A 25,745-nucleotide genomic window follows, 5' to 3' on the forward strand; every position below is an offset into this window, starting at 1 on the left:
ACACAATGACTGAACCCATCAAAATCGGCATCGGCGGCCCGGTGGGGGCCGGCAAGACCCAGCTCGTGGAGCGGCTCACCCGGCACATGAGCCGCGAAATCTCCATGGCTGCCATCACCAACGACATCTACACCATCGAGGATGCCAAAATCCTGGCGGCCAACGGCATCCTGCCCGAGGACCGGATCATCGGCGTCGAAACCGGCGGCTGCCCGCACACCGCCATCCGCGAAGACACCTCCATGAACACCGCCGCCATCGAGGAACTCAAAGCCCGCCACCCCGACCTGCAGGTCATCTTCGTCGAATCCGGCGGCGACAACCTCTCGGCCACCTTCAGCCCCGAACTGGTTGACTTCTCGATCTACATCATCGACGTGGCCCAAGGCGAAAAGATCCCCCGCAAAGCCGGCCAAGGCATGATCAAGTCCGATCTCTTCATCATCAACAAAACCGACCTCGCCCCCCACGTCGGCGCCGACTTGTCCGTCATGGAGAGGGACTCCAAGGAATTCCGCGGTAACAAGCCGTTCTGCTTCACCAACCTGAAAACCGACGAAGGGCTGGACGCCGTCATCGAATGGGTGCGGCGCGATGTCCTGATGCTTGACCTCGCTCAATGAGCACGACGGCGGCAGCTCAGGTGGTCACCTCGCCGGCCGGGCTGGGTCCGGCGGCTTCGCCGGATTTGGGGCCGTGCCCGCTTCGCGGTGCCCACCACGCCGCGGCCCCCAAACCCGGCCTCGCCGCCTCAGCGCTAAAGTCGCCGATGGGTGCGCTTGAACTGCAAATCACCGTTCGGCAGGGGCGGTCGATTGCGACGCACCAGTTTCATCAAGGCGCCTTGAGAGTTTTGCGGCCGCATTACCTTGATGAGTCTGGGCAGGTTTGCTACGTCGTGGTGAATCCTGGCGGGGCTTATCTTGGGGCTGATTTGTTCCTCATCGACGTTGAAGTGGGGGATGGGGCTGATTTGTTGTTGACTACGCAGTCGGCGACGAAGATTTATCGGACTCCGGGGTCTTTTGCTGAGCAGCGGATGACCCTGCGGCTGGGGGAGGGGGCCCGGCTGGAGCTGATGCCTGACCAGCTGATCGCCTACCGGGAGGCCAGCTACCGGCAGAACACGCACATCACGGTGCGGCCGTCGTCGAGCCTGGTGATGGCCGAGGTGATCACGCCCGGCTGGTCACCGGACGGGGCGTCCTTCCGGTATGAGGAGTTGCGGCTGCGCAATGAAATCCGCGTGGAAACCGGGGACCGCGGGCAGCTGCTGGCCCTCGACAACCTCCTGATCCGGCCGCCCGCCGGTGACGTCACGGGGCTGGGCTTTATGGAGGGCTTCAGCCATCTCGGCTCGCTGGTGGTGGTGGACCCGCGTGTTGACCAGGCGCTCGCCGACGAGCTCCACGCTGTCACCGCGGACCATCAGGCGCACACCGGCATCTCCCTGACGCGCTCTTTGGCCGGAACCACCGGACTGGCGCTGCGCTCGCTCTCGAACAGCACGGAGGAGCTCAACGGCCTGCTCGGCGCCTGCACGGCGCTGCTACGGGAACGCTGGTATGGGCAGGCGCCCCTGAACCTGAGGAAGTACTGATGGCCGCCCTGACCCAGTTCGCCGTCATGTACCGCGAGCGCGACACCCTGCCGCTGCGGACCCGGCTGTTGTTCACCTTTGGTGCGGTGGCCGCCCTGCACATTGCCGCCGTCGTACTTCTGTTCACAGGGACAGCGGGAGGCGGCCAGCCGCTTGCCCTGGGCCTGGTGCTGACCGCGTACCTGGCGGGCGTCAAGCACAGTTACGACTGGGACCACCTGGCCGCGATCGACAACTCCACCCGCAAGTTCGTGGCGCAGCGGCAGGACCCGGTCAGTGTGGGCTTCGCGTTCAGCCTGGGCCACAGCTCGGTGGTGATCCTGGCCGGCGTCCTGGTGGTGGCCGGCGCCACCATGGTGGGGCAGTTCATGGAGGAAGGTTCCGCCGGCAACCTGGTGCTGGGCCTGATCGGCAGCGGGGTGTCCGGCCTGTTCCTGCTCGCGATGGGGATCTTCAACGGCTCCGCATTCGTCCGGGCGGCCCGGGCCTACCTGGGCGCACGGGCCGGGGGCAGTATCGCCGTCGAGGACCTGGAAGCGAAGGGCCTGGTGGCGCGACTCCTGGCCAGGCCGCTGTCCCGCGTGCGCCGGCCGCGGAACATCTACGTGATCGGATTCCTGTTTGGGCTTGGTTTTGACACCGCCACCACCATCGGCCTGCTGGTGATGACGACGGCGGCCTCGCTGGCCGGTGTTTCTCCGCTCGCCCTGATCGCCCTGCCCGTCGCATTCACCGCCGCCATGACGCTCTGCGATTCACTCAATGGCGTGGCGATGATGCGGATGTACCGCGCGGCCCTGGACGACCCGCAGAGGAAGCTCGGCTTCAATGCTGCGGTGACCGGCATCTCCGCGCTCTCTGCACTCTTTGTCGCAGTCATCACGCTGGGAGGCTTCGTCAACGCAGCGTTCGGGCTGGAAGATCCGCTGACCAGCTGGCTGGGCGCCATCGACCTCGGTGACGCCGGGCTCCTGCTGGTTGCCCTGCTCCTGGTGGTGTGGGGAGCGGCGTCCCTTCCTAGGCGGGGCGGCACTGCAGGGCGGACTGGGTAACGTAGGCGGCATGGATCTTGATGCCGGTCAGACGGACGAGTTACTGGGCGAACTGCGGCGCTCGCATCCCCGGCTTGCCATTGCCACCGTTCTCCGGGGAGAGGCCACCACTGCGGTCACCGGAGTCCCGCCTGAGGCGGACTTCGAAATTGGCTCCCTTTCCAAGGCGATCACCGGGCTCCTGTACACGGATGCTTGTGGCCGCGGCGAAGTTCTGCCATCCACCACCTTGGCGGAGTTGCTGCCCCTGGGCGACTGCCCGGCCGGGCAACTCACCCTCGCATCCATCAGTACGCATTCATCAGGATTGCCTCGGCTGCCCCGCTACGCCGATATGTGGAAGCGTTCGTACGCCCTCTGGCGGCACGGCCGTAACCCTTACGGCGAAGACTTGGCGGAGTTGCTGGCCCAGGCGCGCACGGTTCGGCTGAAATCGCTCCGCCCGCGGTACTCAAACCTCGGATTTGAACTGCTCGGCCACGCCCTGGCCGCCGGGGCAGGGCTGACCTTCAAGGAGTTGGTTGCCGAACGCCTGAGCACTCCGCTGGGACTCACTGCCACGTATGTGCCCGCGACGGAAAGCGAGCTGGGTCCCCAGGCCCTCACCGGTACCAACCGGAAGGGCCGCCGCCAGGATCCCTGGTTGGGCGAAGCGCTCGGCCCGGCCGGTGGCATCCGCTCCACCATCACCGACATGGCTGCCCTCGCGCGGGCCCTGCTGGATGGATCCGCACCTGGCCTCGCGGCCCTGGAACCTGTGGCCACCTTTGCAGGGCCGGCGGCACGCATTGGTGCTGCCTGGATGACACTGGAAGCCAAAGGCAGGACGGTGACGTGGCATAACGGCGGCACCGGCGGTTTCAGCTCCTGGATCGGCCTGGATCGCGAAGCCGGCTCCGCAGTTGTGCTGCTCTCGGCCACCACCGGCTCGCTGGACCGCCACGGCTTCAGAATCCTGGCGCAACTCACGCAGCCGTAAGATCTCAGGGGCTGTGTGGTGCCCGGCAGGTTCCTAGAATGGGTGGATGATCACAGTCAGCGGCACCGCGGAAACCCGAGGCACAGCCCCAGCATCCCGGAAGGCCGGATCATGTCCAACCGCAATCCAGAGGTAGACACCTGGCTGGCGAACTATGCCAGTCCCCAACGCGATCTGGTGGCCAGGGTGCGTGAGTTCATCATGGACCTGTCGCCTGAGCTAAGCGAAGCCGTGAAGTGGCAGGCTCCGACCTTTATGTACAAGGGCAACATTGCTTCGTTTTTCCCCAAGGCGAGGAAGAACGTCACGCTGATGTTCCACCAGGGCGCAACCATCAATGACCCGTTGGGGCTTCTGGAAGGTGACGGGGAAACCTCCCGCGTGGCCCGCTTCCTTGATGCGGCCGACTTCGAAGCCAAGAAGCCGGCGCTGGAAGCTGTCATCGAGGCCTGGATCCGGGACCATTCCTAGGTCCCGGACACAGGTTCACTGACCGGCTGACCCGCGGCGGTGGTTGTTGGCGCCTGCGGACCGCTGGTGAAAAGGCAGTGACGACGGCGGCGCGGGCACCCGCTTAGGCGGCTTGCCGGTTCTGGGCCTTCCGCGACCGTGGCTGGGCGCCGCGCTTTGCCGGCACGGCACGGGGCCTGCGCCGCTCCGCCGCGACATGGCCGCCGTCGGGAACCCTGCTGTCAGCGTGCAGGCTTGAGCCGTGTTCGATGACGGCACCGGCTCCGATGCGCGAGTGGCTGCCGATGTGAACACGGTTGCCGATGACCGTTCCGTGGCCCACATGCACGGCGTCCCCGATGACGGTACGTTCGCCCACCTGTGCCTGGCGGTCGATCCAGCTCCCGTGGCCCACCCGTGAGCCGGACCCGATCCGTGCTCCTGGCTCGACGTACGTCATGGACCCCAGGCGCGCACTCTCGGCGACGTACGCCCCTGGGCCAACAAAGCCCCCTCCGTTGGCGTGCCGACGGTACCGGATGACCCTCCCGGCGTCGTCCTCAACTGATTCAATCTGCCTGCTCATGCCGTCCTTCTCCAAGGCTCGGGGATATTCTCCCGTGCATAGAGTTAACGGTGGGGAAACCCCGTGGATTCCCGCCGACGTAGAACTCCAGCTGCCAGCGCTGGGTGGCCTCCGCCGTCCGGTTCGTGGGCGCCGACCCTGGCGGGTAGACGCGCATGGCCCGCTTTCCGCCCACGAAGTCCGTGGACACCACGCCGCGGGCGATCAGCGCGTCCAGGGGAAAGGCGAAATGCCCGCAACCGTCTTCGCCGCTGACGCCGACCACAAACAGGTCAACTCCGTCGGAGGCGTCGAAAGGCCGGATGGGACCGCCGCCGTCGGGTCCGGTCCGCTGCCACAGCGTGACAAACTGGCCTGCCTTCTTCGGGGTTGTCCTGGCAGCACGGAAAGCTGCCAGGAGTCCGTCGACGTGGAACGTGTGCGCCTCATAGTCGCGGCCTTCGATGTCAGCCTGTGGCTCCGAGACGGCAAATCCAAGGGTTCGATAGTGGGAAATGATGGCCAGCAGATGCGGAGACAGAGGCATCCACGGAGCATACCTTTAGTGCGTCGATGCAGGTGAAAGGCTTGTGGGGTCTGGCAGGACCATGCCGTCGGCTATTCCGCACTACAGGCGCCGGGAGTAAGCTTCAATGACCGGAGGCGGTAGCCGGCTTGCAGCGTTGAGGCCGGCTTGGCTTGCATTGTGTTCAGGGGGGACATTGGTAGCCGCAAAGGTCTCAAACAACGAAGTTTTCACTGATGTTGCTCTGCACCTCCAGGATCTGGTTCTGGGAGATCCGTGCGTGGAGCAGGTGCTGGGGGACTTGGCCGCGTATGCGGCCGGCCGGCTCAGCACTCGGGGCGAGGAAGTATCCTGCGGGATTTGGCTGGTGCGGAGCAGGAAATCCAGCTCTTCTGCCGGGAGCGATCCGCCCGCGCTCCGGATGGTGCGGGTGGAGGGCGGTTGCGGGCAGGGTCCGGGGGTCTCGGCCAGTGACCACAAGGAAGCACTGTACGTTCCGGACCTGCGGCTGGAGGAGCGCTGGCCCCAGTACACCCGGGCGGTGGCGGGGCATGGCATCCTGTCGGCCCTGTCCGTGCCCCTGATGCTGGAGAGTCCCAGCCGGGGTGTGCTGAATCTCTACAGCCGCGTGCCCAAGGCGTTCGACGGACCGTCTATCGACAGGGCTGAAGCCTTCGCAGAACAGGCGTCGAAGGGCCTGAGGCTGGTGCTGAGGCTTGCGCGGCTGCAGGACACCCGTGACGAGCTGAAGGCCGCGATGGAGTCCAGGACGGTCATCGATCTTGCCACTGGAGCCATCATGGCCAAGCATAAATGCAGCCAACACGCAGCGTTCAAGGTCCTCCTGCGAGCCTCGAACACCCGCAACATCAAGCTCCACGATGTGGCATCCCAGGTGGTAGCGAAGCTCTCAGGAAACCCCGGAGCCGTCACCCATTTCAACGAATAGCTGCGTTCCCTGCACCAGCCCAACGGGTGCGCGGGACCTCGGTGCCCGTCGGAGACGGTCCGGCGCAGTTGGCCCGCGGGCCTGGCGGCGACGCCGGGCTTGAGGTCACACGGAATGCCCCGTGCTATACAGCGTAGCCAGCAGGTCAATGACCAGCTGCCGTTCCCGCGGGGCGTCACCCACGGACCACGCCAGGTAAACAGGGACTGGCGGCGCATCGCGCACGGCCCGGTACACCACACCCCGACGCCGGTACTGGTGTGCCGTTGATGCCGCGGTGATGCCGCGGGCCCTGCCACTGCCGATGACCGTCAGCCAGTCATCGACGTCGCGGATGGGCACGAACTTTTCCGGCTGGCTGTCGGCAGGCCACAACTCCCGGGTGGTGCTTCCGGTCCGCGCGTCCACCGCGAGCGCCGATTGCGCCACCTGCGCCAGTGTCACCGAACGCCTGCTGGCGAGCGGGTCATCCGAACTCATGGCGCAGTACCGCTTTTCCTCGCCTACTTGCGCGACGCGGACGTCAGCCGCTGCCGGGGCGCGCCGCAGGATGGCGAGGTCAACTGTCCCTTCGGTGAGGCCCGCCGTCGGGGTGTTGTTGCGCACCAACTCAAGCTCCGTTTCCGGAAACGCGGCAGCCCAGCGCCGCTGGAATTCCGTGGTGTGCTCGCCCAGCGCGGACCAGGCATAGCCGATGCGCAGTGTCCCCGCCTGGGACCCTGCTTCACGGACCAGCTCGTCCAGGGCTGAGAGCGCCCGACGAACGTGGATCATGGCACGCTCCCCGGCCTCTGTCAGGGCGACGCTGCGAGTGGTCCGATGCACCAGCCGGACGTCCAGAGCGCGTTCCAGCGCCGCAATGTTCCGCGACACGGCGGCTTGCGAGATACCCAGGTCGATAGCGGCATCCGTGAAAGTCCCGGCCCCGACCAGCGCCGCGAGGCACTGGAGCTGGCGCAGTTCTAGATCCATGCGGCCAGTCTATTCATGCGCTAGGCGTATAAATAGCTCCCGCCATGCATTGGGCGGATTGACGCGACGGGCGGAGACTTCACACATGACGGATGGAAATTCACCCAGGACTGCGGGCAGGGGCGGCCCGGCAACACTCGTGGCCAGCGCCTTGTCCAACCAACTGGGCGCGGCCAGCGGCTCACTCGCCTTCCCGGTGATGGGACCCGTGGGCGTGGTTGCCGTTCGCCAGCTCGTTGCCGCGGCCGTGTTGCTTCCCATCGTCAGGCCGCGGCTGTGGACCCTCACGCGGCAGCAGTGGTGGCCGGTCCTGCTGCTGGCGGTGGTCTTCGGGGCCATGAACCTGTCCCTCTACTCGTCCATCCAGCGCGTGGGGCTGGGGCTGGCCGTCACGCTTGAGTTCCTTGGACCCCTGGCGATTGCGCTGGCTGGCAGCCGGCACAAGTCCAGTGCCGTCTGCGCGGTCCTCGCCGGTGCCGGCGTTGTGGCCATCACCCAGCCGAAGCCCTCTACTGACTACTTCGGAATCGCCCTGGGCCTCATCGCTGCGTGCAGCTGGGCGGCCTACATCCTGCTTAACCGCACAGTGGGCCGGAGGATCCCTGGAGTGCAGGGCACCGCGGCGGCCACAGGCGTCTCCGCGATGCTGTTCCTGCCGGTTGCTTCGGTGATCTTCGTGAGCCGCCCGCCGGATCCCTTCACCGTGCTGTGTGCCGTCGGCGCCGGAGTGCTGGCCTCGGTAGTGCCCTACCTTGCCGACCTCATTGCCCTGCGCCGGGTCCCGGCCAACGTCTTTGGCGTCCTGATGAGCATCAATCCCGTCTTTGCGGCCCTCATTGGTGCGCTCGCGCTCCATGAGCACCTGGGGGCAGCGCAGTGGTGCGGGATTGGGCTCATTGTCATAGCCAACGCCGGCGCACTCCTGTTCCGCGGCCGCAGGTCATCCAGCCGCTTCGACTAGTTCCAGCCGGTGAAAAACCCCGAGCAACAGATGGTCCCGCGTCTACTGTTTCCCGTATTTCCGGTGGACCGCCTGCTTGCTCACGCCCAGGCACAGCGCGATTGCTTCCCAGGACAGTCCTGCCTGCCGTGCCTTGCGGACCAGGGATGCCTCGGTCCTTCCCACTTCCTTCTGCAGTTCGGCGACCGCATACAGCGCTTCCGCAGGTCCCTTTCCGTCCATTGACGCAACGAGTGTCTTCATTCGCTCCACCTCCATTTCGTCAACTTTAGTTGACGAAATGGAGGCACGTCAACATATGTTGACGTGCCGGTTGGGGCTTATCGGCTCTGGGTTACGAGATTTTCAGGGCCGCCCGGCACTGGCGCGGCCAGCCCGGACTCCGGAAGGTCCGCGGCCAGCTCGGCGGCCGTGGGCGGATTCGCGCCCGGTCGGCGCACTGTGATGGCCGCCGCCTTCGACGCCGTCTCCCCGATGGCGGTCAGGACGTCCCGTCCCAGGCCCTCAGTCCGGCGGAAGAGGAGCCCGTAGATCAGCGCTGCCATGTACGAGTCACCGGCGCCGATGGTGTCAGCCACTTTGGACCGGATGGCGGGGATGAAGAGCTGGTTTGCAGGGGTCGCCAGCAGGGAACCTTCCCCGCCGCGGGTCACCACCGCCAGCCCGGCACCCAACGTGAGGATCCGTCCGGCGGCGGCCTCGAGGCTGACTCCCGGGTAAAGCCAGGCGGCGTCCTCGTCGCTGAGCTTGACCACGTCTGTCAGGGGAACCAGGTCTTCGAAGATGTTCCGGGCTTCTGCCTGGCTGCCGAGCAGGGCGGGGCGGATGTTTGGATCGTAGGTGACCAGGCACTCACGGTGTGACTGTTCCAGGAGTGCCCGCACGGCCGACGCGCCCGGTGCCAGGAACGTGGCGATGGATCCGGTGTGGAGCACTTTGGGCAGGTGTGCGGGGGCAATGCGCGGCAGGTCCCAGCTGATGTCGAAGTCGTACTCGGCTGAGCCGTCCGCGGCAATGGTTGCCGTGGCGGACCCCGTGCGGGTGGCGTTGTATGAGCCCCGGAGGAGTTCGACGCCGGCGCGCTGCAGGTGCGCCGCGATCGCCTCGCCGCGGGCATCCTGGCCCAGTGACGTCAGCAAGGCCGTGGAAACTCCGAGGCGCCCCAGGCCATAGGCCACGTTCATCGGCGAGCCGCCCGGATGTTCGATGGGGCCAGTGGGGGAGGCGACTACGTCAACGAGTGCTTCGCCGATAACAATGACGTCAGGGGCCGCCGCGGGGGGAGTTGCTGACGCGGGGCTGGGGGATGTGCTGTGCACGGGGAGCCTTTCATGGGGCCGTCCGCGGGCCTGGTGCAGGCCCGCGGACGGAGGTGGAGATCCATCGGTTGGGGATGGGATGGGGTGATGCAGGGATTAGTGCTGGGTCACGCGGTGGCCGCACCGGTCATGATGGCCACCGCATCAGTCATGGTGTGGGACTGCGGGGTGATGGTGGCCGCGCATTTGCCCAGCCGCTGGATGTGGATCCGGTCCGCCACGTCGAACACGTGCGGCATGTTGTGGCTGATCAGGATGACGGGCAGCCCCCGGTCCCGGAGGTCCCTGACCAGTTGCAGGACCTGGTTGGACTCCCGGACGCCGAGCGCCGCCGTCGGCTCGTCCAGCACAACCACCTTGGAACCGAACGCTGCGGCCCGTGCCACCGCCACGGCCTGGCGCTGGCCGCCGGAGAGGTTCTCCACGGGTACCGTGACGTCCTGCAGCGTGGAGATGCCCAGCCGGGTCAGCTCCTCCTTCGCCTTGCGGCGCATGCCCTTGGTGTCCAGGACGCGGAAGATGCTGCCGAGCGGACCAGCCACGCGTTCCTCCCGGCCCAGAAACAGGTTGGAGGCAACATCGAGCGCCGGTGAGACAGCGAGGTTCTGGTAGACGGTTTCGATCCCATGGGCGCGGGCGTCCTGCGGGCGCTTAAAGTGGACCGGCTGGCCGGACACCATCAGCTCTCCCGAATCGGGAATCTCGGCTCCGGTGAGGCATTTGATCAGGGTGGACTTGCCGGCGCCGTTATCGCCGATGATCGCCAGGACCTCCCCCGGGTAGAGGTCCAGGCTGACGCCGTCGAGGCCTACCACCCGGCCGAAGGTCTTGACGAGGTTCCTGGCCTGCAGGATGGGCTGGCGGACCTCGGTGCCGGCGGATTCCAGCTGGGACGCGGTCATGACTTCACCTTTCGGATCCACTGGTCGATGGACACAGCGAGGATGATAAGAACGCCCACGGCGAGGGTCTGGTACAGCACGTCCAGGCCCGCAAGGGAGAGTCCGTTGCGGAACACGCCGACGATCAGCGCGCCCAGGAGGGTTCCCCACACCGAACCGCGCCCGCCGAAGAGGCTGGTTCCACCGATCACGACGGCGGTGATGGAGTCGAGGTTCAGGTCGACGCCGGCGTTGGGGCTGGCTGCGTTGGTGCGGCCGATCTGGATCCAGGCGCCGATGGCCAGCACTGCGCCGGCGGCAAGGTAGACGCTCATGAGGACTTTGTTCACGGCGATGCCGGCCAGGCGGGCGGCTTCTTTGTCATCGCCGACGGCGTAGACGTGCCGGCCCCAGGCGGTTTTGCCCAGGATGAACGCGATGGCGATGTAGAGAAGCAACATCACGACGACGCCGGTGGAGATCCGCACAGGGCCCACCGGGAAGGTGCTTCCTGTCCAGGTCAGCAGGTCCGGCATTGCGGAGCCGCGAACTGTCGCTCCGTTGGAGTAGAGCAGCGTCAGCGCGATGAAGATGTTGAGCGTGCCCAGGGTGACGATGAACGGGGGGAGGCGGAACCTGGTGACCAGGAACCCGTTCAGGGCGCCGGCGGCGAGTCCGACGACCAGGCCTGTGAGCAGTGCAACGGGTGCCGGCAGTCCGTTGTTGACAGCGAGTTGGGCCACGACCATGGAAGAGAGGATCATGACGGCTCCGACGGACAGATCGATGCCGGCGGTGAGGATGATGAGCGTCTGGGCGATGGCGAGGGTGCCAACGACGGAGACCTGCTGGGTAATCAGGGACAGGTTCTCAACCCGCAGGAACCTGTCATTGAGCAGTCCGAACACAACGACGGCGATGAGCAGGACGAGGGCGGGGCTGACGGCGGGGTAGCGGTGCAGGATGTTTCGTATCCGGCTGAGCGGCGTCCTCCGGTCGAGGAATTCTTCTGCCAGGTCCGTCTGCTTCCCTGCGGCGGGCGGACCGGCGGTCTGTTGCTGGGTCACGGTTTCTCCTGAGATCGTTCTGCCCTCTTACTTGCCCCAGCAGATGTCGCTGGCCTCGGTCGTGGTGATGCTCTTGACGCCGTCAGCGGGCTTGTCCGTAACCAGCTCAACGCCGGTGTTGAAGAAGTCCAGGCCCTCGGAGTTGGCAGGCTTCTTGCCGGTCTTGGCCAGTTCGACGATGGCTTTGACGCCCATTTCGGCCATCTTGACCGGGTACTGCTGTGCGGTGGCGCCGATGACGCCGGACTTCACGTTGTCCACCCCGGCACAGCCGCCGTCTACGGAGACAATCAGGACGTCCTTCTCCTTGCCGGCTGACTTCAGGGCTTCATACGCGCCCGCTGCGGCAGGCTCATTGATGGTGTAGACAACGTTGATGTTGGGGTTCTTGGACAGGAGGGTCTCCATGCCGGTACGGCCGCCGTCTTCGGCACCTTGGGATGCCTGGCTGCCAACGATCTCGTACTCGCCGCCCTTGCCGCCGGTGTACTTGCCGGTCTTGGCCTCGTCACCGTTCTTCTTGGCGTCCGCGGTGTCGATGCCGAGTCCGGTCAGGAAGCCCTGGTCGCGGTTGTAGTCAACGGAAACTACCTTGTCGTCGAACAGGTCCAGCAGGGCGATGGTGGCTTTCTTGCCGGCAAGCTGGGTTGCGGTCCACTTGCCGATCAGCTCTCCGGCAGCAAAGTTGTCGGTGGCAAAGGTGATGTCCGCGGCGTCGGCGGGGTCCGGCGGGGTATCCAGGGCGATGACAAAGAGTCCGGCGTCCTTGGCCTTCTTCAGGGCGTCCACCACGGACGGGCCGTTGGGGGTGATCAGGATTCCCTTGTCGCCTTTGGAGATAGCGTTTTCGATGGCCTGGATCTGGGTGTCTTCGTCGCCGTCGGCCTTGCCGGCGGCGAGCTTCAGGTCAACGCCGTCTGCCTCCGCTGCCTTCTTCGCGCCTTCCTGCATGGAAACGAAGAACGGGTTGGAAGTGGTCTTGACGATCAGCGACACGCCCACCTTTTCGCCGGAGTCGGTGCCAGAGGTGGTTGGGGAATTTCCGCCGCAGGCGGTGAGGCTCAGGGTGCCGAGGGTCAGGACCGCTCCCGCGGCAACCAGGCGGCGGGCGATGGTGCGCGGTGTCTTGGAAGTCAACATTGAATCTCCTGGGTTCGTGGCACATCCCGTGCCTGACAACGATGTCAGGCATCATGTAATCAGCGTCACACGGTAGAGTCAAGGTAAATTCGATGATGAAGGACGAAATCATGACAACGATGTCGAATCGTTATTCGGCAGACCCAGCCAAGAACCGGCCCACGATGCGCCATGTGGCCGCGCTGGCCGGAGTGGGCATCAAGACCGTCTCGCGGGTGATGAACGATGAGCCGGGCGTCTCCGAGGCAACCCGGCAGCGGGTTCTGGGCGCTTCGCAACAGCTGAACTACCAGTTGGACTTGACGGCGGGCAGCCTGCGGCGCGCCGGACGCCAGACACTTTCCATCGGGCTGCTGCTGCCCAGCGTGGCCAACCCGTTCAGCAGCGAGATCCACCGCGCCATGGAAGACACGCTGGCGGCTCGTGGCATCGCCGTGTTCGCGGCCAGCCTGGACGATGACCCTGAGCGGGAGAAGTCGCTGGTGGCGGCCTTCCTCGGCCGGCGCGTCGATGGCCTTGTACTGACCCCCATTGCCCGCAGCCAGGCCTATGCCATCCCGGAACACTCCAGGGACCTGCCCTTGGTCTTCATTGACCGCGAGCCCGTAGGCATCGAGGCCGACGCCGTGGTGACGGACAACGCCGTCGGCGCGGCGCGGGCGGCTGCGCACCTTATGGCCCACGGCCACGCGAAGCTGGCCTACCTGGGCGACCGTCCGGACATTCAGACCGCCCGGGAACGCCGGCGTGGCTTCCTCGAGGAACTGGGCCGGGCGGGGCTGCCCACCGCCGCTATGCCAGTCCGGGAAGGACTCCACAACGAGGAAACAGCCAGGCAGGCGGCCTTGGAGATCCTCACCGCCGAGAACCCTCCCACGGCGATCTTCTCCAGCCAGAACCTCGTGACGTTCGGCGTCATGCGCGCCCTGAAGGAACTTGGCGCCAGCCGCCGCGTGGCATTGGTGGGCTTTGACGACTTCGCCCTGGCGGACATGATGGAGCCAGGCATCACCGTCATTGCGCAGCACCCGGAGCGGATCGGCAGGCTCGCCGCCCAGCGGTTGCTGGCACGCATCGACGGCGACGAGCAGCCGCCCCAGACCTATGTTGTACCGTCCGAACTCATCCAGCGCGGCTCCGGCGAACTCCCGCCGCCCGCCGGCTGAACCCACCAGGCCCAATCATCAGCAGATCCAGAGAATCCAGAAATCCAGAGGGGACAACCATGACAAAGACGCTCTACGCCGAATTCACCGTCAAGCCCGGCAGCGAAAACCGCGTGGCGGAGATGATGCGCCAGCTGACTGCGGAAGTACGGCGGGAACCGGGGAACCAGCTGTTCCTGCCGTATACCCGGGAAACAAATCCACGTGAGTACTTCGTGTTCGAGGTCTACGAGGACGATGCCGCCTTCCAGGAACACATCAGCGCAGATTACGGCGCTCGGTTCAACGGCGAGCTCGCGGACCTGATCGAAGAGGACGGCTCCGTGCTGACTTGGCTCCAGCCGGTCCACTGACCACCCGCGCCACTTAATTCCCGCGCTATAGACGCCAAAACCCGGGCTTGTCCGCAACTCCGAACCGTTATGGCAAGGAACTGCGAACAAGCCCGGGACTGGAGAGCCGGGACGGCGCAGGCTACTGCTGGCGGTCCTTAACCGGCTTCGCCACAGTGCTGAACATCGACTGCGCCAGCGGCGTCACGGTGACCGATTTCAATTGCGCCGTGCCGCCGTCGGCAAAGAGCGCCACTTGGTTGGCGCCAGCCGCAGGGAACACCTGGTCCGTGATGGTCCGCTGGCCGCCCTGGGTGAAGACCTCCACCGAAGACCTGTCGAGGTACACCCGGAGTGTCACGGTGCCGTCAGCGTCAAGGGTTACGGGCGCAGAGTCCACCGACGTGAACAGCGGGTGGAAGCCGGTGTCTCCCGAATTCTGCCGGTCCACGTACACCTCGCCGGTGGTCCGGTCGTAGCCGATCACCGTGGCGGCGTTGCCGTTCCCCAGCACGGTGATTCCGGCACGGGACGCTGTGCCCGGCGCGAGGGTAACGTCGATCCTCTGGACCTGTCCCCAGGCGGCCGCGGGAAGCGTAGTGGTGCCCGGCGTGATGTCCCGGGCCCGCTTCTCGGCGTAGCTTGGCTTGGTGGCAAGGTCATCCACCTGCTTGACGGCCTTCTGGGTGAGGCGTGGCCCGTCCGCAGTCTGGGTCAGCGCCACTTCCCTGGGCAGTGACATGGCGCTGCGCCATGGTGACGTAGGGATGGCCTGCGCGTAATCCCAGTTGTTCATCCAGCCCAGCATGATGCGCTTGTCCTGGGGCATGTTGGCGAAGGAAACCGACGCGTAGTAGTCCCGGCCGTAGTCCAGCCAGTCGTACGTCTGGATCCGAGGGGTGGCTGCCTGCTCCGACGCCACGAACTCATCTGCCAGGATGTGGCCCCAGCCAAACCGGTTGTTGTCCACCACCCTGATGCTGGCCTGCCGGCCCTTGAATTCGGCGACGTTCCACGAGGCCCAATCCAGGACCTCGCTGTTTGCGCCTGTGGCTGTCCGGACCACCTGGCCGTCCACCACCAGGTTTACGGTGGTCTCGTCGGACCGCGGCACTGCGGCCTGGTCCGTGAGCATCACGTGGTCCAACGTCAGGTGGCCCCAGCCGCCCGTGGCCTGGTCCACGACCCGTAGCTGGGCCTCCTGTCCGGCGAACTCCGCAACATCCCAGCCCTTCCAGTTCAGGGCGCCGGAATCATCCCCGGCCAGGCTGCGCACCACGTTGCCGCCCACCAGCAGCTGGACCTCCAGTTGCTGGCCGGAGCCTGCGGCCCGGTGCCCGCCGCCCACCAGCATGCTCATGAAGTTCCGGGAGAGCGTGAACGACGGCGACGTCATGGTTCCCTGCCTGTCGTCACCGGGTGCGCCGCCGGTCTCAAACGTGTTGATCCGCTTGGCGCCTATAAAGAAGTCGCCGCCGGACGTGGCGGGTTGGAAAATCGGTGCCAGGTCGCCCGTACCGGACCACCCGGCGTCGGCCATTGATGTTCCGTCCGGAACCTCGAAGCCGTTGAACAGCAGGTCGCCGGCCGGCGGGGTGTTGTCCAGCTTGTCCGAGACGCGGGGGTGCTGGCCGCCGCCCACGAGGAAATTCAGGTAATCGCTGGCGACGGTGAACTGGGGCGATTCGGCGGTGCCGAGGGGCCAGTCGCCGTCGTTGAAGGAGTTGATCAGCCCCGCCCCGGCAAAGCCGCTCACCATGTTTTGTCCCGGCAGCGAGCCGGCCGCGGGTGCATCTCCGAACGGGCCGTTCTTCCAGTTGCCGGGCTCATTGGCTACCGTCCAGCCGTCGTAGGTGCCGTTGTTGAACCCTGCCAGCGGAGTCCCGGCGGGCAGCGTGTCGCTGCCCTTGGTGGTCTCGGAAGTGAAGGTGGTGCCGTCGAAATCACCCACAAAGTACTGCCCGGCCGATCCGCCAGCCACGCCTCCGGGATTGATGTTGACCACCATGACCCATTTGATGTTGGAGGGATCGCCGTCCACGGCCAGGGGGAAGAGGTCCGGGCATTCCCAGAGCCCGCCCGTGGCGTTCGCTGGCCCGAACTCGCTCAGGAGCGTCCAGTCCTTGAGGTTGCCGGATTTGTACAGCACGACCTTGTGCTCCATGGCTTCGACGGCGGCCATCACCCAGTAGCCGCCGCCATCGGGCGTGCTGTACCAAAAGACCTTGGGATCGCGGAAGTTTGCCGAGTTGCGGTTCAGCACCGGGTTGGCGTCGTACTTGGTCCACGTCTGCCCGTCGTCAACGCTGTAGGCCAGCGACTGCGCCTGCAGGCCTGCATGGGGCGAGCCCGGCTTGTAGGCGCTGGTATAGACGGCCACCAGCGGCGGGTTCTCCGCGGTTCCGAACCCCGAGGTGTTGTCCTTATCCACCACGACGCTCCCGGAGAAGATGTCCTGCTGGTCATCGGTGGCGATGGCCAGCGGCTGTTCCTTCCAGTGCGTCAGGTCGGTGGAGGTGGCATGCCCCCAGGACATGTTGCCCCACGTATTTCCCGACGGGTTGTGCTGGTAGTACAGGTGGTAGACGCCCTTGTGGAAGACCATTCCGTTGGGATCGTTCATCCAGTTCTGTTGCGGTGTGTAGTGGTAAGCGGGCCTGTGCTGCTCGCTGCCGACGGGCGTTTCTGAGCCCCAGGCCGGAACGGATCCGGCGAGAGCTGCGGCGAGGCTGAGGCCTGCCAGGGTGAGTGTCGAACAGGTACGGACCGTCCGGGATTTATTGATCTGCATGGATAGGGGGTGCCCTTCATCGCGCGTGCCTATTTGATAGACAACGTTGTCAGTGTCAGGAACGCTAGGGGATGTCCACCAGACAAGTCAACGGTTCGAAGCGGCGTTGAAGCACTCGGCGGCAGCCCCTGCAATAATCGGAACCAACAGTTTTGCGCGGGGGCTGTTCGGCTCCCGTGTGGCAGGAATCAATGTAAGTTCGGGCCCATCACACCAGGCGAGGCGGACATCCATGAAGGCTCCAGACCAGCAGTACGCGCAATTCTCCGGAACGCCGGGTCCCCCCGGCGGCGGTGAGGCGGCTGGTCCCGGGCCGGTGGATCAGCACCTCCTGCAGCGGCTCGCGGACGCACACGGCGTAGGGACGTCGTTCCACGGCTGGGACGGACTGCCGCACAGCGTCGCGCCCGAGACCCTGATCAAGGTCCTGGCGGCGCTGGGGGTGCCGGCGCATTCAGACGAACTGATTGAGGCAGCCCTGGCCGAGGCGGAGCTGGCGCCATGGCGCCGGATGCTGCCGCCCGCCGTCGTGGTTCAGCAGGGTGAAGCCGCGCAGGTTGCCGTCCACGTCCGGGACGGAGCCACTGCCCGCCTGCACGTGGAGTTGGAGACTGGAACGGGCGAGCCAGTGGACGCCGTCCAACAGGACATCTGGGTGCCTCCGCGGGAGGTGGACGGTGTGCCTACGGGGCGCGCAACGTTCGCAGTCCCGGAAGGGCTGCCGCTGGGCTGGCACACGCTGCATGCAGAGTCCGACGGCGTTACGGCCCAGGGTGCGCTGGTGGTGGTTCCGGCGCGGCTCACCACAGCCGAGCCCTTGCTTGAGCGCCGTGGCTGGGGCCTGGCGACTCAGCTGTATTCAGTGCGCTCCAAACGATCTTGGGGGATCGGCGACTTCGCGGATTTGGCCGATCTGGCCACGCTCAGCGGTGCTCGCGGAGCGGACTATGTGCTGGTCAATCCGTTGCATGCCGCAGAGCCGGTCCCGCCGGTCCAGCCTTCGCCGTACTCTCCGTCCTCGCGCCGGTTCTTCAATCCGCTCTACATCCGGGTGGAGGATATCCCCGAGCTTGCCTACCTGAAACCGCGAAAGCGCGCCACGGTGGACCGGCTTCAGGAGCAGGTCCACGGCCTGAACAGGGACGCTGAGCGGCTTGATCGAAACGCCGTGTACGCTGCCAAGCTCCAAGCGCTGGAGCTGCTCTACCATGCCCGGCGCTCACCAGCGCGGCAGGCGGCGTTCGAGGAATTCTGCCGGATCTCCGGCCAGGGCCTGGACGACTTCGCGCTCTGGTCCGCCATCCGGGAGGACCTGGCACCGGACGACCCCCTCTGGACCGACCCGGACTGCGCGCTGGGATCCCCGGAAGCCGAGGCGCTGAGGGAAAAGCTGGCCGACCGAATCGGCTTCCATCGCTGGCTGCAATGGATCTGCGATGAACAGCTGGAGAACGCGCAACGGGCGGCTCGCCGGGCCGGGATGCGGCTGGGCGTGGTCCACGACCTCGCCGTCGGCGTCGACCTGAGCAGCGCAGACGCCTGGACGCTGCGCGGTGTCCTGGCGCCCGGTATCAGCGTGGGTGCGCCGCCGGACATGTACAACCAGCTGGGGCAGGACTGGAACCAGCCGCCGTGGCATCCCGGACGGCTGGCGGAGGCCGGCTACGCACCCTTCCGGGACATGCTTACTACGGTGCTTCGGCACGCGGGCGGCATCCGTGTGGACCACGTGCTGGGCCTTTTCCGGCTGTGGTGGGTCCCGGCCGGCAACTCGCCGCGTGACGGCGCCTACGTCACGTACGACCACAACGCACTGATCGGCATCCTCGCCCTGGAAGCCCAGCGCGCCGGGGCCGTGGTGATCGGCGAGGACCTCGGGACGTTTGAGCCGTGGGTGCGTGACTACCTTGCCGCCCGCGGCATCCTTGGCACGTCCATCCTGTGGTTTGAGAACGACGGCGACTCCCCCCTGCCGCCCGAAAGGTACCGCACGCAGGCCCTCGCCAGCGTCAACACCCACGACCTGCCGCCCACTGCCGGCTACCTGGCCGGCCACCATGTGGCGCTGCGGAGCAGGCTGGGCCTGCTCGAACGCTCCGAGGCTGAGGAACTGGCCGACCACACGGCCACGCTGGAAAAGATGATGGGCCTGCTGCGTGAACGCGGACTGCTGCCGGAAGGTACTGAAAGCGCAGGGGGCGGCGCCGGCGAAACGGGCAGCGGAGTGGGCGGCCACGGCTCCGAGGAGCGCACCATCGAGGCGCTGCACCGCCTGCTGGCCCAGTCGCCGTCGGTCCTGCTCGGCGTTGCCCTCGTGGACGCAGTAGGGGAGCGGCGGGTGCAGAACCAGCCCGGTACCACCGAAGCCCTGTACCCGAACTGGCAGGTCCCGCTGGGCGGTCCGGACGGAAAACCGGTGTTCATCGACGACCTTCCCGCCAACCCGCGGTTCAACGCCTTGCTGGCTGCTGTCTCGGAGGCCCTCTCATGACTGATGGACCAGTCCTTGTAGTGGGTGGTACCGGCATGCTGGGGAGCCAGGTTGTCTCGGAGCTGCTCAAACGAGGCAAGCCGGTGCGGGCGCTGGTGCGTCCCGGATCGGACGCCTCCCGGCTCGAAGCCGCCGGAGTGGAGATCGCCCGGGGCGACATGCTGGACGCGTGGTCGCTGCTGCGGGCGATGGAGGGCGCCCACGCTGTGATCACCTCGGCCGCGGGCTACACCCGGCACCGCAAGGGAGACACGCCCAAAACCGACACCGTGGGCAACACCAACCTGGTGGAGGCCGCCAGTCGCACGGGCGTCCGGCGCTTCGTGCTCACCAGCATCCTCACTTGCGACCAGACCCCGCAGGTTCCGCACTTCTGGCACAAGAAGCTGACGGAAGACCGGCTGGAGGCACTGGGTGTGCCGTTTGTGGCGCTCCGGCCCGGCGCGTTCCTGGACCAGGTCACGCGATTCGGCGGCGACCCTTTCAGCAAGGGCCGGCTGAGGTGGATGGGGTCTCCCCAGGTTCCGGTAACCTTTGTGCTCACGTCCGACCTCGCCGGCTATCTTGCGGAGGCGGTTGACCTTCCGGGCCTTGATGGCCGACGTATCGACATCGGCTGGGACAGGCCAGTGGGGATGCAGGACGTTGCCGACATCGCCGGGCGGCTCACCGGTAAAGCCCTCACAGTCCGCTCCGTCCCCGCGGGGGTAGTCCGGGCTGCGGGGACCCTGCTGGGGCCGGTCAGCCCCATGGTCAAGGACCTGTCGGCCATGATCTCGTGGTTCCAGACCGGCCGCTACGTCGCGGACACCACCCTTCAGCGGCAGTTCTTCGGCGAGCCGCCCACTGCCGAACTCGCCATCCGGCGGTTTGTCACGGGCCTGGGGCAAAAAGTACGCCCCTAGGCCCGTGACAAAGCCAGGCCCGTGACCCGCCTAGCTCGCCGTGAGCAGGTGGGTGAAGTGGTCGTACCGGAAGGTGACCGGGCCGCCGTCGTGCGTGTAGGAGATATTGCCGCCGTTGGGCACCCCGCCGGCCCCGTAATTCACGCCCCAATCACGGTCCAGCGCCGCCTTGAACTCATATGTACCGGCCGGCAGGGCCGGCACGGACAGCTTCCACACCAGCGTTGCCGGGTCCAGCGTCAACTGGGCCTGGTCGCAGGCAGGATCCCAGTCGGCGGCGCACCCGAGTTCGGTGTCCAGGCTGCCCGCGATGGCCACCGCGCCCGGCTGTTGTGCGGCGTAGACGGCGGTGAGGATGTGGGTGCTGTTGTCGTAGCGGAACGTTACCGGCCCACCGGGGTGGTCCAGCACAATGTTGGCCCCGTTGAGGACGCCGCCAGCTCCGTAGTTCACGTCCCAGTTACCATTGAGCGCGGCCTTGTACTCGTACTGGCCAGCTGGCAGGTCAACCGTCAGCCGCCAGATTTTGTCCGCCGGGTCCAAGGTCATCATGGCCTGCGGGCAGGCAGGATCCCACTCGCCGCAGCCCATCTGCAGGTTCAGGTTCCCGGCAACAGTCACCGAGTCAGGCTGCGGGGCGTCGCCGACCACCACGGAACGCGGTTCGCTGACCACACTGAAACCAGGCCCGGTCATGCTGGCGCGGTACTGCACCTGGGTGCCGTCTTCCAGCTTCGAAACATCGTCCGTCACTGAATAGACAGGTGATGAGTCGTCTGAGCCCACAGCTGTCCAGTCGCCGCCGGACACGCTGCGCTCGAAGGACACCACGTGGCTGGCCTTTTCCGGATCGGCTGTGGCGCTGAGTTCCACGGAACCCTCCACGCTGCTGCCTTCAACGGGCTTCTGCATAGCCAGGATCGGAGCAGGAACCGCGGCCGTGCGGGACTGGCTGGTGGCCGTGTGGCCGCCGTTGTCCAGCACGGTGGCACGGTACTCAAGCGGGGTCCCGGCATCCAGGGCAGCTACGTCATGGAACACCTGGTAGGGAGCCGTGTCATCCGTGCCGATCGGGGCCCAGTCGCCGCCCGCCGTTTTCACTTCGAAGGTGACCTCGTAGAACGAAGTACCGCCGACGTCGGCCGTTACCTTGATCCGGCCGTTGTCAGCGGGTGCTGCGGCAGGTTCCTGAAGTTCGACGGCGGGGGCTGCCTTGGAGTGCGGAATGCGACCCGAGGACTGGTAGACCACGGCGGAGAGTGGCGGGACAGTGACCGTCAGCTTCCCGTCCGCGGAGGTTTTCACCTCGGCGGTGCCGTCACCGTAGACCTTCGTGTAGTTGCGCTTGCCGATGTAGGTGGGGACGTCCGCCGTCTGCGGCTGCTCGCTGTTGTTCAGGGCCACCACGTATTCGCGCTGGTCTTCCGCATCCGTCCGGGAGAAGGCGTAGATTCCGGGCCCGTCCGAGGCCAACCGGTGCTGGTGGGCGCCGTCGCGCAGGGCAGGGTGTTCCTTGGTCAGGGCCGCGAGCTGGCCGATCTTGGAATAGAGCGGGTGGCCGGTGTTGAAGTTGTCGGTCGCATGGGTGGCGTTGGTCCCCAACAGGTCATCGTCGAGGTACTCCGGAACCTGGCTGGCAAAGAGCGTCTGCCGGGCGTCCTGGTCCCCGCCCGGGCCGGTGAAGCCCTGCTCGTCGCCGTAGTAGATGACCGGGTTGCCGCGGGAGAAGTACATCAGCTCGTGGGCCAGTTGGTCGCGTGCTACCTGCTCCGTGTCGGTTGCCCCGGGGTTGTCCGCGGCGATGAAGCTGCCAATGCGGCCCATGTCGTGGTTGCCCAGGAAGGTGGGCAGTTGGTAGACGTTGGAATCGGCGTCCGTGTACCAGTCATCGCCTGCGAAGAAGGTCTCGAGGGCGCGCGTGTCCTGGCTCTTGGACGCGAAGTTCCTGGCGGCGTCCTGGAAGGGGAAGTCCAGCACGGCCTGCATCTCGTTGCGGGTGGTGAACTGGGAGGTGAAGCTCTTGGTGGTGTCAAAGACTTCGCCGAACATAAAGAACTCATCCTTGCCTTGTGCCTTGGCGTAGTTGAGGACTTCCGGGCCGAATTCCTGCCAGAATTCGTTGTTGACGTGCTTCATGGTGTCGATCCGGAAGCCGTCCACCCCGAAGTCGCCGATCCAGGTCTTGTAGATCTCTTCCATGCCGTCCACCACAGCCGGGTGCTCGGTGAAGAGGTCGTCCAGGCCGAAGAAGTCGCCGTAGTAGGAGTCTTCGCCCACGAAGGTGGTGTCCCCGCGGTTGTGGTACAGCGTGGGATCGTTCAGCCAGTTGGGAACTTTCAGGTTTTCTTCCGCGGGGTCCAGCACGGGAACATAGGGAAAGGACGAGCCTGCACTGAGTTCCGGGAAGTCGTCCGAGCCCGCGAAGTCGCGGTCGTCGAATTCTGTGCCCGCCGCCGTCTTGTACGGTTCAGTGTCTTTGGAGACGTAGGGGCGCCGGGCGCCTTCCTCGTAGCCGATGACATCCGCCGTGTGGTTGGTGATGATGTCGAAGTACACTTTCATGCCTCGGGAGTGCGCCTCGTCGATCAGCGCCTGCAGTTCTTCATTGGTGCCCAGGTGGGGATCGATCTGGGTGAAGTCGGTGACCCAGTAGCCGTGATAGCCGGCCGATTTGTCCTCGGGCTGGACTGCTTTGTTCTTGAAGCTGGGGGTCAGCCAGATGGAAGTGGTGCCCAGGCCCTGGATGTAGTCGATCTTGTCCAGCAGGCCGGCCAGGTCCCCGCCGTTGTAGAAGCCCTTCTTGGTGGGGTCGAAACCGGAAACCATTGGGTCGGTGCCCAGGCCGCCGTCGTCATTGGCCGTATCCCCGTTACTGAAACGGTCGGCCATCACGAAGTAGAAGTTTTCGTCCGTCACCGGTGCGCGGAGTGAGTGACGGGCCGACGACGACTCCGGATTTTTGGGACCGGGCGCGGCGTTGGCAGGGAGCACCGCACTTGCGACGGCGACGGCCGCGGCCAGAAGGCCGGCTGCAGCACGGAAAGGTGTGGCGCGCGGGAGCGTTTTGCCGTGGGGAGTATTGCGGTTTCGGCTGGCTGGTTTGAGGCGCGGGGTGGAGCCTCTGGGGGTGCGGGAATTCACGTCAGGAGACCTTCCTGGTAGCGGCGTTGCTGTGCAGGGCCCTGCTCGCGCGGGGCGCAATAACAGGGTGGTGGTCCGACAACCAGGAGTCGGGCTGTGAACCAAGTCACAACTGTAAGCGCTTGCACTGAATAAATCCAGTGTTTAGCGAATGCCCTTTTTGGTCTAGTTTGAAGGCACCAACGCGGTGGGCGACGGGGTCTGCAGGTTGTGGATCAGGGGGCCGGGAAGCCCTGTGGCAGGGTCCAGGGCGAACGTGGCGATGTTGTCTGACCGCTCGTGGGCCACATGCAGCCAGCGTCCCCGGACCAGGTGGTGCCGAGGCCAGTTTCCGCCGCTGGCCACGTCCTTGACCGGCGACAGATCGGTGCCGTCCGCACCGACCCGCAGGACGCCGATCACGTTGGAGCCGCGCACGCCCACATAAGCGTGATTTCCGTCCTGGTCGAGGCAGATTTCTGCTGCCGAGTCCTCGGCGCGGCTCCCGCCGGCGGTTGCCGGACCGCGGTTGATCAGCTCAAACGTCCCGGCGTCTGCCTTGACCACAAAAACTTCGATGGAGTACTCAGACACCACAAAGACGCTTCCGCTGCGGTGCTGCACCAAGTGGCGGGGGCCGCTGCCGAAGGGGAGGGCCACCTCGTGGTCCGCGATCAGCCCGGCGCCGGGCTCGTACCGCCAGATGCGCAGGCTGTCATGTCCCAGGTCCGTGGTCATGACGCGTCCGTCGGCCAAGATCAGGCTGGCATGGGCGCGGCTCTGACGGGGTTGCCCCGGCGTGAGGCTGCCATGGGGATCGAGCGAAGGTGCAGCCGGAAACCGCCCGGTCATCCCGCCGTCGTGATCCAGCTCGTAGAGCAGCACTTGGCCGTCGCCCCAGCATGCTGCGATGAGGAAGCGGCCCAGCGGATCCACTGCTACGTGGCACGTGGACTCCCCGGCAGGCTGCGGATCACCGGCGGGTTCCAGGCCGAACTCTCCGCTACGGCGGAAGGCCTGCACCATCTGGCGCTGCTCGGCAACGGCGTAGACCACCGGCAACGTGGGGTGCACGGCAATGAACGACGGCGAATCGGTCTTGACCGCCGTCCCCTTCCATTCGAGCGTCCCGTCCTGGTGGGCAGCGAGGGCGCCGACGCCCTCTGCCCGGCCGCCACCGTCGGCGGTGTAGGTGCCGGTCCAGATCAGGGTCTGCTGCTTCGAGGAAGTCATGGGTTCCATCCTGCCAAGATTTTGGCTCGTGCAGCGGGATTGGGACGTCGGTTAGCATGGAATTTCCAGTCCAGACAGAAGGAGGTGAGTCCGATTCCCGCTTCATCAGTTTCGGGTACTCCCTCACCCTGCCGTCCGGACCGCCAGGTTTAGATGACGCGCGGAGTGCCCATCGGCTCACCGAAAGGCGTTCCCATGCCAGCTCCTGAACTACATTCTGACCTTCTGACCTTCGCCAATATTGTGCCCCGGCTGCGCGCCGCCGGCTGCGTTTTCGCTGAAGATGAGGCGCTTCTGCTCCTGTCCGAAGCGTCCGGGCCCGCTGAACTATCCGAGTGGGTGGATCGGCGCGTTACCGGATCGCCGTTGGAATACATCCTGGGCTGGGCCGAGTTTTGCGGACTTCGGATAGCCGTTGAGCCGGGCGTTTTTGTGCCACGCCGGCGCACTGAGCTGCTTGTTTCGGAGGCGGTGGCCATCCTGCGGGAAAGCCCCACGCCACCGGCAGCCTCTTGGCCCGGAGTTGTGGTGGATCTGTGCTGCGGGTCCGGGGCTGTCGGCGTCGCGATTGCCTCCCAGGTCCCCGGCGTGGAACTGCACGCTGCGGACATTGATCCGGTCGCCGTGCGGTGCGGCCGCGGGAACGTCGCGAGGGTAGGCGGGCTGATCCACCAGGGCGACCTGTACGCAGCGCTCCCTTCCACGCTCCACGGACGCGTGCAGCTCCTGGCCGTAAACGCTCCGTATGTTCCCACGGGCGCGCTCCGGACTATGCCACCCGAAGCCCGGGAGTACGAGCCGCGCGTCTCACTCAACGGCGGCGCCGACGGATTGGACCTCCACCGACGGGTGATATTGGAGGCTGCGCAGTGGCTGGCGCCGGAGGGCCGCCTCCTGATTGAAACGAGCGAGCCCCAGGCAGCGGGGACTGCCGGGATCATGGCTGCTGCGGGGTTTGCAGCGCGGACTGTCCATGCGGAGGAACTCGACGGCACGATAGTCATCGGCACCGCCCTCGCCGCTTGTGCCAGGCAGCCGCTCTAGGTATTGGGGGTGCTGAGCCGTTCCCTCCTCACGGATAAGGCGGGATGGCTCACAATTTTGTGGCGGCCCCACTCATCTTTGGCAAACGGGCCACCTAATGGTCCTATTCGCTCTTAGCGTCGTTGTGGGGAGTGCAGCCCCGGATGGCACGCCCGCAATATCAGCCCCCCTGAGATGCCGGGTGTGTGACTGCGTCGGGACC

General features: G+C 65.9%; 23 protein-coding genes. 12 read left to right on the plus strand and 11 right to left on the minus strand.

Features of this window, described 5'->3' with window-relative positions; all coding sequences use genetic code 11:
* The first annotated feature begins 5 nt into the window (after positions 1-5).
* The 5 genes from ureG (at position 6) to ACLKOZ_RS05295 (ending at position 4,102) form a co-directional block, all read left to right on the plus strand.
* Positions 6-623, plus strand: a complete 618-nt coding sequence (ureG, locus tag ACLKOZ_RS05275) for an urease accessory protein UreG (RefSeq protein ID WP_337350705.1) — start codon at positions 6-8, stop codon at positions 621-623.
* Positions 620-1,600, plus strand: coding sequence for an urease accessory protein UreD (locus ACLKOZ_RS05280; RefSeq protein ID WP_436473346.1), 981 nt, complete (start codon positions 620-622; stop codon positions 1,598-1,600). Before ureG ends, ACLKOZ_RS05280 begins: the two co-directional genes overlap by 4 nt.
* Positions 1,600-2,652, plus strand: coding sequence for a HoxN/HupN/NixA family nickel/cobalt transporter (locus ACLKOZ_RS05285; RefSeq protein WP_436473348.1), 1,053 nt, complete (start codon positions 1,600-1,602; stop codon positions 2,650-2,652). Before ACLKOZ_RS05280 ends, ACLKOZ_RS05285 begins: the two co-directional genes overlap by 1 nt.
* A gap of 10 nt (positions 2,653-2,662) precedes the next feature.
* Positions 2,663-3,631 carry a serine hydrolase domain-containing protein gene (locus ACLKOZ_RS05290; RefSeq protein WP_436473350.1) on the plus strand — a complete coding sequence of 323 codons (969 nt, stop codon included), beginning with the start codon at positions 2,663-2,665 and terminating at the stop codon, positions 3,629-3,631.
* Between the two features lie 111 nt (positions 3,632-3,742).
* A complete protein-coding gene (locus ACLKOZ_RS05295) occupies positions 3,743-4,102 on the plus strand; it encodes a DUF1801 domain-containing protein (RefSeq protein ID WP_436473352.1) in 360 nt (119 codons plus the stop codon).
* 103 nt (positions 4,103-4,205) lie between these two features.
* Here ACLKOZ_RS05295 and ACLKOZ_RS05300 read toward each other — a convergent pair whose 3' ends face one another.
* Together ACLKOZ_RS05300 and ACLKOZ_RS05305 are read right to left on the minus strand one after the other, a co-directional pair.
* Positions 4,206-4,667, minus strand: coding sequence for a transferase (locus tag ACLKOZ_RS05300; RefSeq protein WP_436473354.1), 462 nt, complete (start codon positions 4,665-4,667; stop codon positions 4,206-4,208).
* On the minus strand, positions 4,651-5,193 hold the full coding sequence (locus tag ACLKOZ_RS05305; protein WP_436473356.1) for a MepB family protein: 543 nt from the start codon (positions 5,191-5,193) through the stop codon (positions 4,651-4,653). Before ACLKOZ_RS05305 ends, ACLKOZ_RS05300 begins: the two co-directional genes overlap by 17 nt.
* A 175-nt stretch (positions 5,194-5,368) precedes the next feature.
* On the opposite strand from ACLKOZ_RS05305, the gene ACLKOZ_RS05310 reads away from it, so the two are divergent.
* Positions 5,369-6,121 (plus strand): GAF and ANTAR domain-containing protein, encoded by a 753-nt coding sequence (locus ACLKOZ_RS05310; RefSeq protein WP_436473358.1) that lies wholly within the window; start codon positions 5,369-5,371, stop codon positions 6,119-6,121.
* Positions 6,122-6,226: 105 nt separating this feature from the next.
* Here the strand turns inward: ACLKOZ_RS05310 and ACLKOZ_RS05315 are convergent, their stop codons facing one another.
* Positions 6,227-7,093, minus strand: a complete 867-nt coding sequence (locus ACLKOZ_RS05315) for a LysR family transcriptional regulator (RefSeq protein WP_436473360.1) — start codon at positions 7,091-7,093, stop codon at positions 6,227-6,229.
* Between the two features lie 85 nt (positions 7,094-7,178).
* Between ACLKOZ_RS05315 and ACLKOZ_RS05320 the strand changes: the two genes are divergently transcribed.
* Positions 7,179-8,054 carry an EamA family transporter gene (locus ACLKOZ_RS05320; protein ID WP_436473362.1) on the plus strand — a complete coding sequence of 292 codons (876 nt, stop codon included), beginning with the start codon at positions 7,179-7,181 and terminating at the stop codon, positions 8,052-8,054.
* 42 nt (positions 8,055-8,096) lie between these two features.
* Here the strand turns inward: ACLKOZ_RS05320 and ACLKOZ_RS05325 are convergent, their stop codons facing one another.
* The 5 genes from ACLKOZ_RS05325 to ACLKOZ_RS05345 form a co-directional block, all read right to left on the minus strand.
* On the minus strand, positions 8,097-8,312 hold the full coding sequence (locus ACLKOZ_RS05325) for a transcriptional regulator (protein ID WP_104174334.1): 216 nt from the start codon (positions 8,310-8,312) through the stop codon (positions 8,097-8,099).
* 62 nt (positions 8,313-8,374) lie between these two features.
* Positions 8,375-9,373, minus strand: a complete 999-nt coding sequence (locus tag ACLKOZ_RS05330; protein WP_436473364.1) for a carbohydrate kinase family protein — start codon at positions 9,371-9,373, stop codon at positions 8,375-8,377.
* Positions 9,374-9,480: 107 nt separating this feature from the next.
* Complete coding sequence (locus tag ACLKOZ_RS05335) at positions 9,481-10,275, minus strand: ATP-binding cassette domain-containing protein (protein WP_337345527.1); 795 nt, start codon at positions 10,273-10,275, stop codon at positions 9,481-9,483.
* On the minus strand, positions 10,272-11,321 hold the full coding sequence (locus tag ACLKOZ_RS05340) for an ABC transporter permease (RefSeq protein ID WP_337345528.1): 1,050 nt from the start codon (positions 11,319-11,321) through the stop codon (positions 10,272-10,274). Before ACLKOZ_RS05340 ends, ACLKOZ_RS05335 begins: the two co-directional genes overlap by 4 nt.
* Before the next feature lie 27 nt (positions 11,322-11,348).
* The gene (locus ACLKOZ_RS05345) at positions 11,349-12,461 is read right to left on the minus strand and encodes a substrate-binding domain-containing protein (protein WP_436473367.1); all 1,113 of its coding nucleotides are present in this window, start codon (positions 12,459-12,461) and stop codon (positions 11,349-11,351) included.
* Positions 12,462-12,625: 164 nt separating this feature from the next.
* On the opposite strand from ACLKOZ_RS05345, the gene ACLKOZ_RS05350 reads away from it, so the two are divergent.
* Together ACLKOZ_RS05350 and ACLKOZ_RS05355 are read left to right on the plus strand one after the other, a co-directional pair.
* The gene (locus ACLKOZ_RS05350) at positions 12,626-13,627 is read left to right on the plus strand and encodes a LacI family DNA-binding transcriptional regulator (protein WP_436473522.1); all 1,002 of its coding nucleotides are present in this window, start codon (positions 12,626-12,628) and stop codon (positions 13,625-13,627) included.
* A 59-nt stretch (positions 13,628-13,686) separates the two neighbouring features.
* The gene (locus tag ACLKOZ_RS05355; protein WP_436473369.1) at positions 13,687-13,980 is read left to right on the plus strand and encodes a putative quinol monooxygenase; all 294 of its coding nucleotides are present in this window, start codon (positions 13,687-13,689) and stop codon (positions 13,978-13,980) included.
* A gap of 121 nt (positions 13,981-14,101) precedes the next feature.
* On the opposite strand, the gene ACLKOZ_RS05360 is transcribed toward ACLKOZ_RS05355, so the two are convergent.
* Complete coding sequence (locus ACLKOZ_RS05360) at positions 14,102-16,750, minus strand: GH32 C-terminal domain-containing protein (protein WP_436473371.1); 2,649 nt, start codon at positions 16,748-16,750, stop codon at positions 14,102-14,104.
* 232 nt (positions 16,751-16,982) lie between these two features.
* On the opposite strand from ACLKOZ_RS05360, the gene malQ reads away from it, so the two are divergent.
* On the plus strand, positions 16,983-19,241 hold the full coding sequence (gene malQ, locus ACLKOZ_RS05365; protein ID WP_436473373.1) for a 4-alpha-glucanotransferase: 2,259 nt from the start codon (positions 16,983-16,985) through the stop codon (positions 19,239-19,241).
* Entirely contained in the window at positions 19,238-20,146 is a 909-nt protein-coding gene (locus tag ACLKOZ_RS05370) for an SDR family oxidoreductase (protein WP_436473375.1), read from the plus strand. Before malQ ends, ACLKOZ_RS05370 begins: the two co-directional genes overlap by 4 nt.
* 30 nt (positions 20,147-20,176) lie before the next feature.
* Here ACLKOZ_RS05370 and ACLKOZ_RS05375 read toward each other — a convergent pair whose 3' ends face one another.
* Complete coding sequence (locus tag ACLKOZ_RS05375) at positions 20,177-23,287, minus strand: alpha-amylase family glycosyl hydrolase (RefSeq protein WP_436473377.1); 3,111 nt, start codon at positions 23,285-23,287, stop codon at positions 20,177-20,179.
* A 165-nt stretch (positions 23,288-23,452) separates the two neighbouring features.
* Entirely contained in the window at positions 23,453-24,499 is a 1,047-nt protein-coding gene (locus ACLKOZ_RS05380; RefSeq protein ID WP_436473379.1) for a lactonase family protein, read from the minus strand.
* A 195-nt stretch (positions 24,500-24,694) separates the two neighbouring features.
* Between ACLKOZ_RS05380 and ACLKOZ_RS05385 the strand changes: the two genes are divergently transcribed.
* Positions 24,695-25,543 carry a putative protein N(5)-glutamine methyltransferase gene (locus ACLKOZ_RS05385; RefSeq protein ID WP_436473381.1) on the plus strand — a complete coding sequence of 283 codons (849 nt, stop codon included), beginning with the start codon at positions 24,695-24,697 and terminating at the stop codon, positions 25,541-25,543.
* Positions 25,544-25,745: the final 202 nt, after the last annotated feature.

The sequence above is a fragment of the Arthrobacter sp. R4 genome, from assembly GCF_051365025.1.
GTDB lineage: Bacteria > Actinomycetota > Actinomycetes > Actinomycetales > Micrococcaceae > Arthrobacter.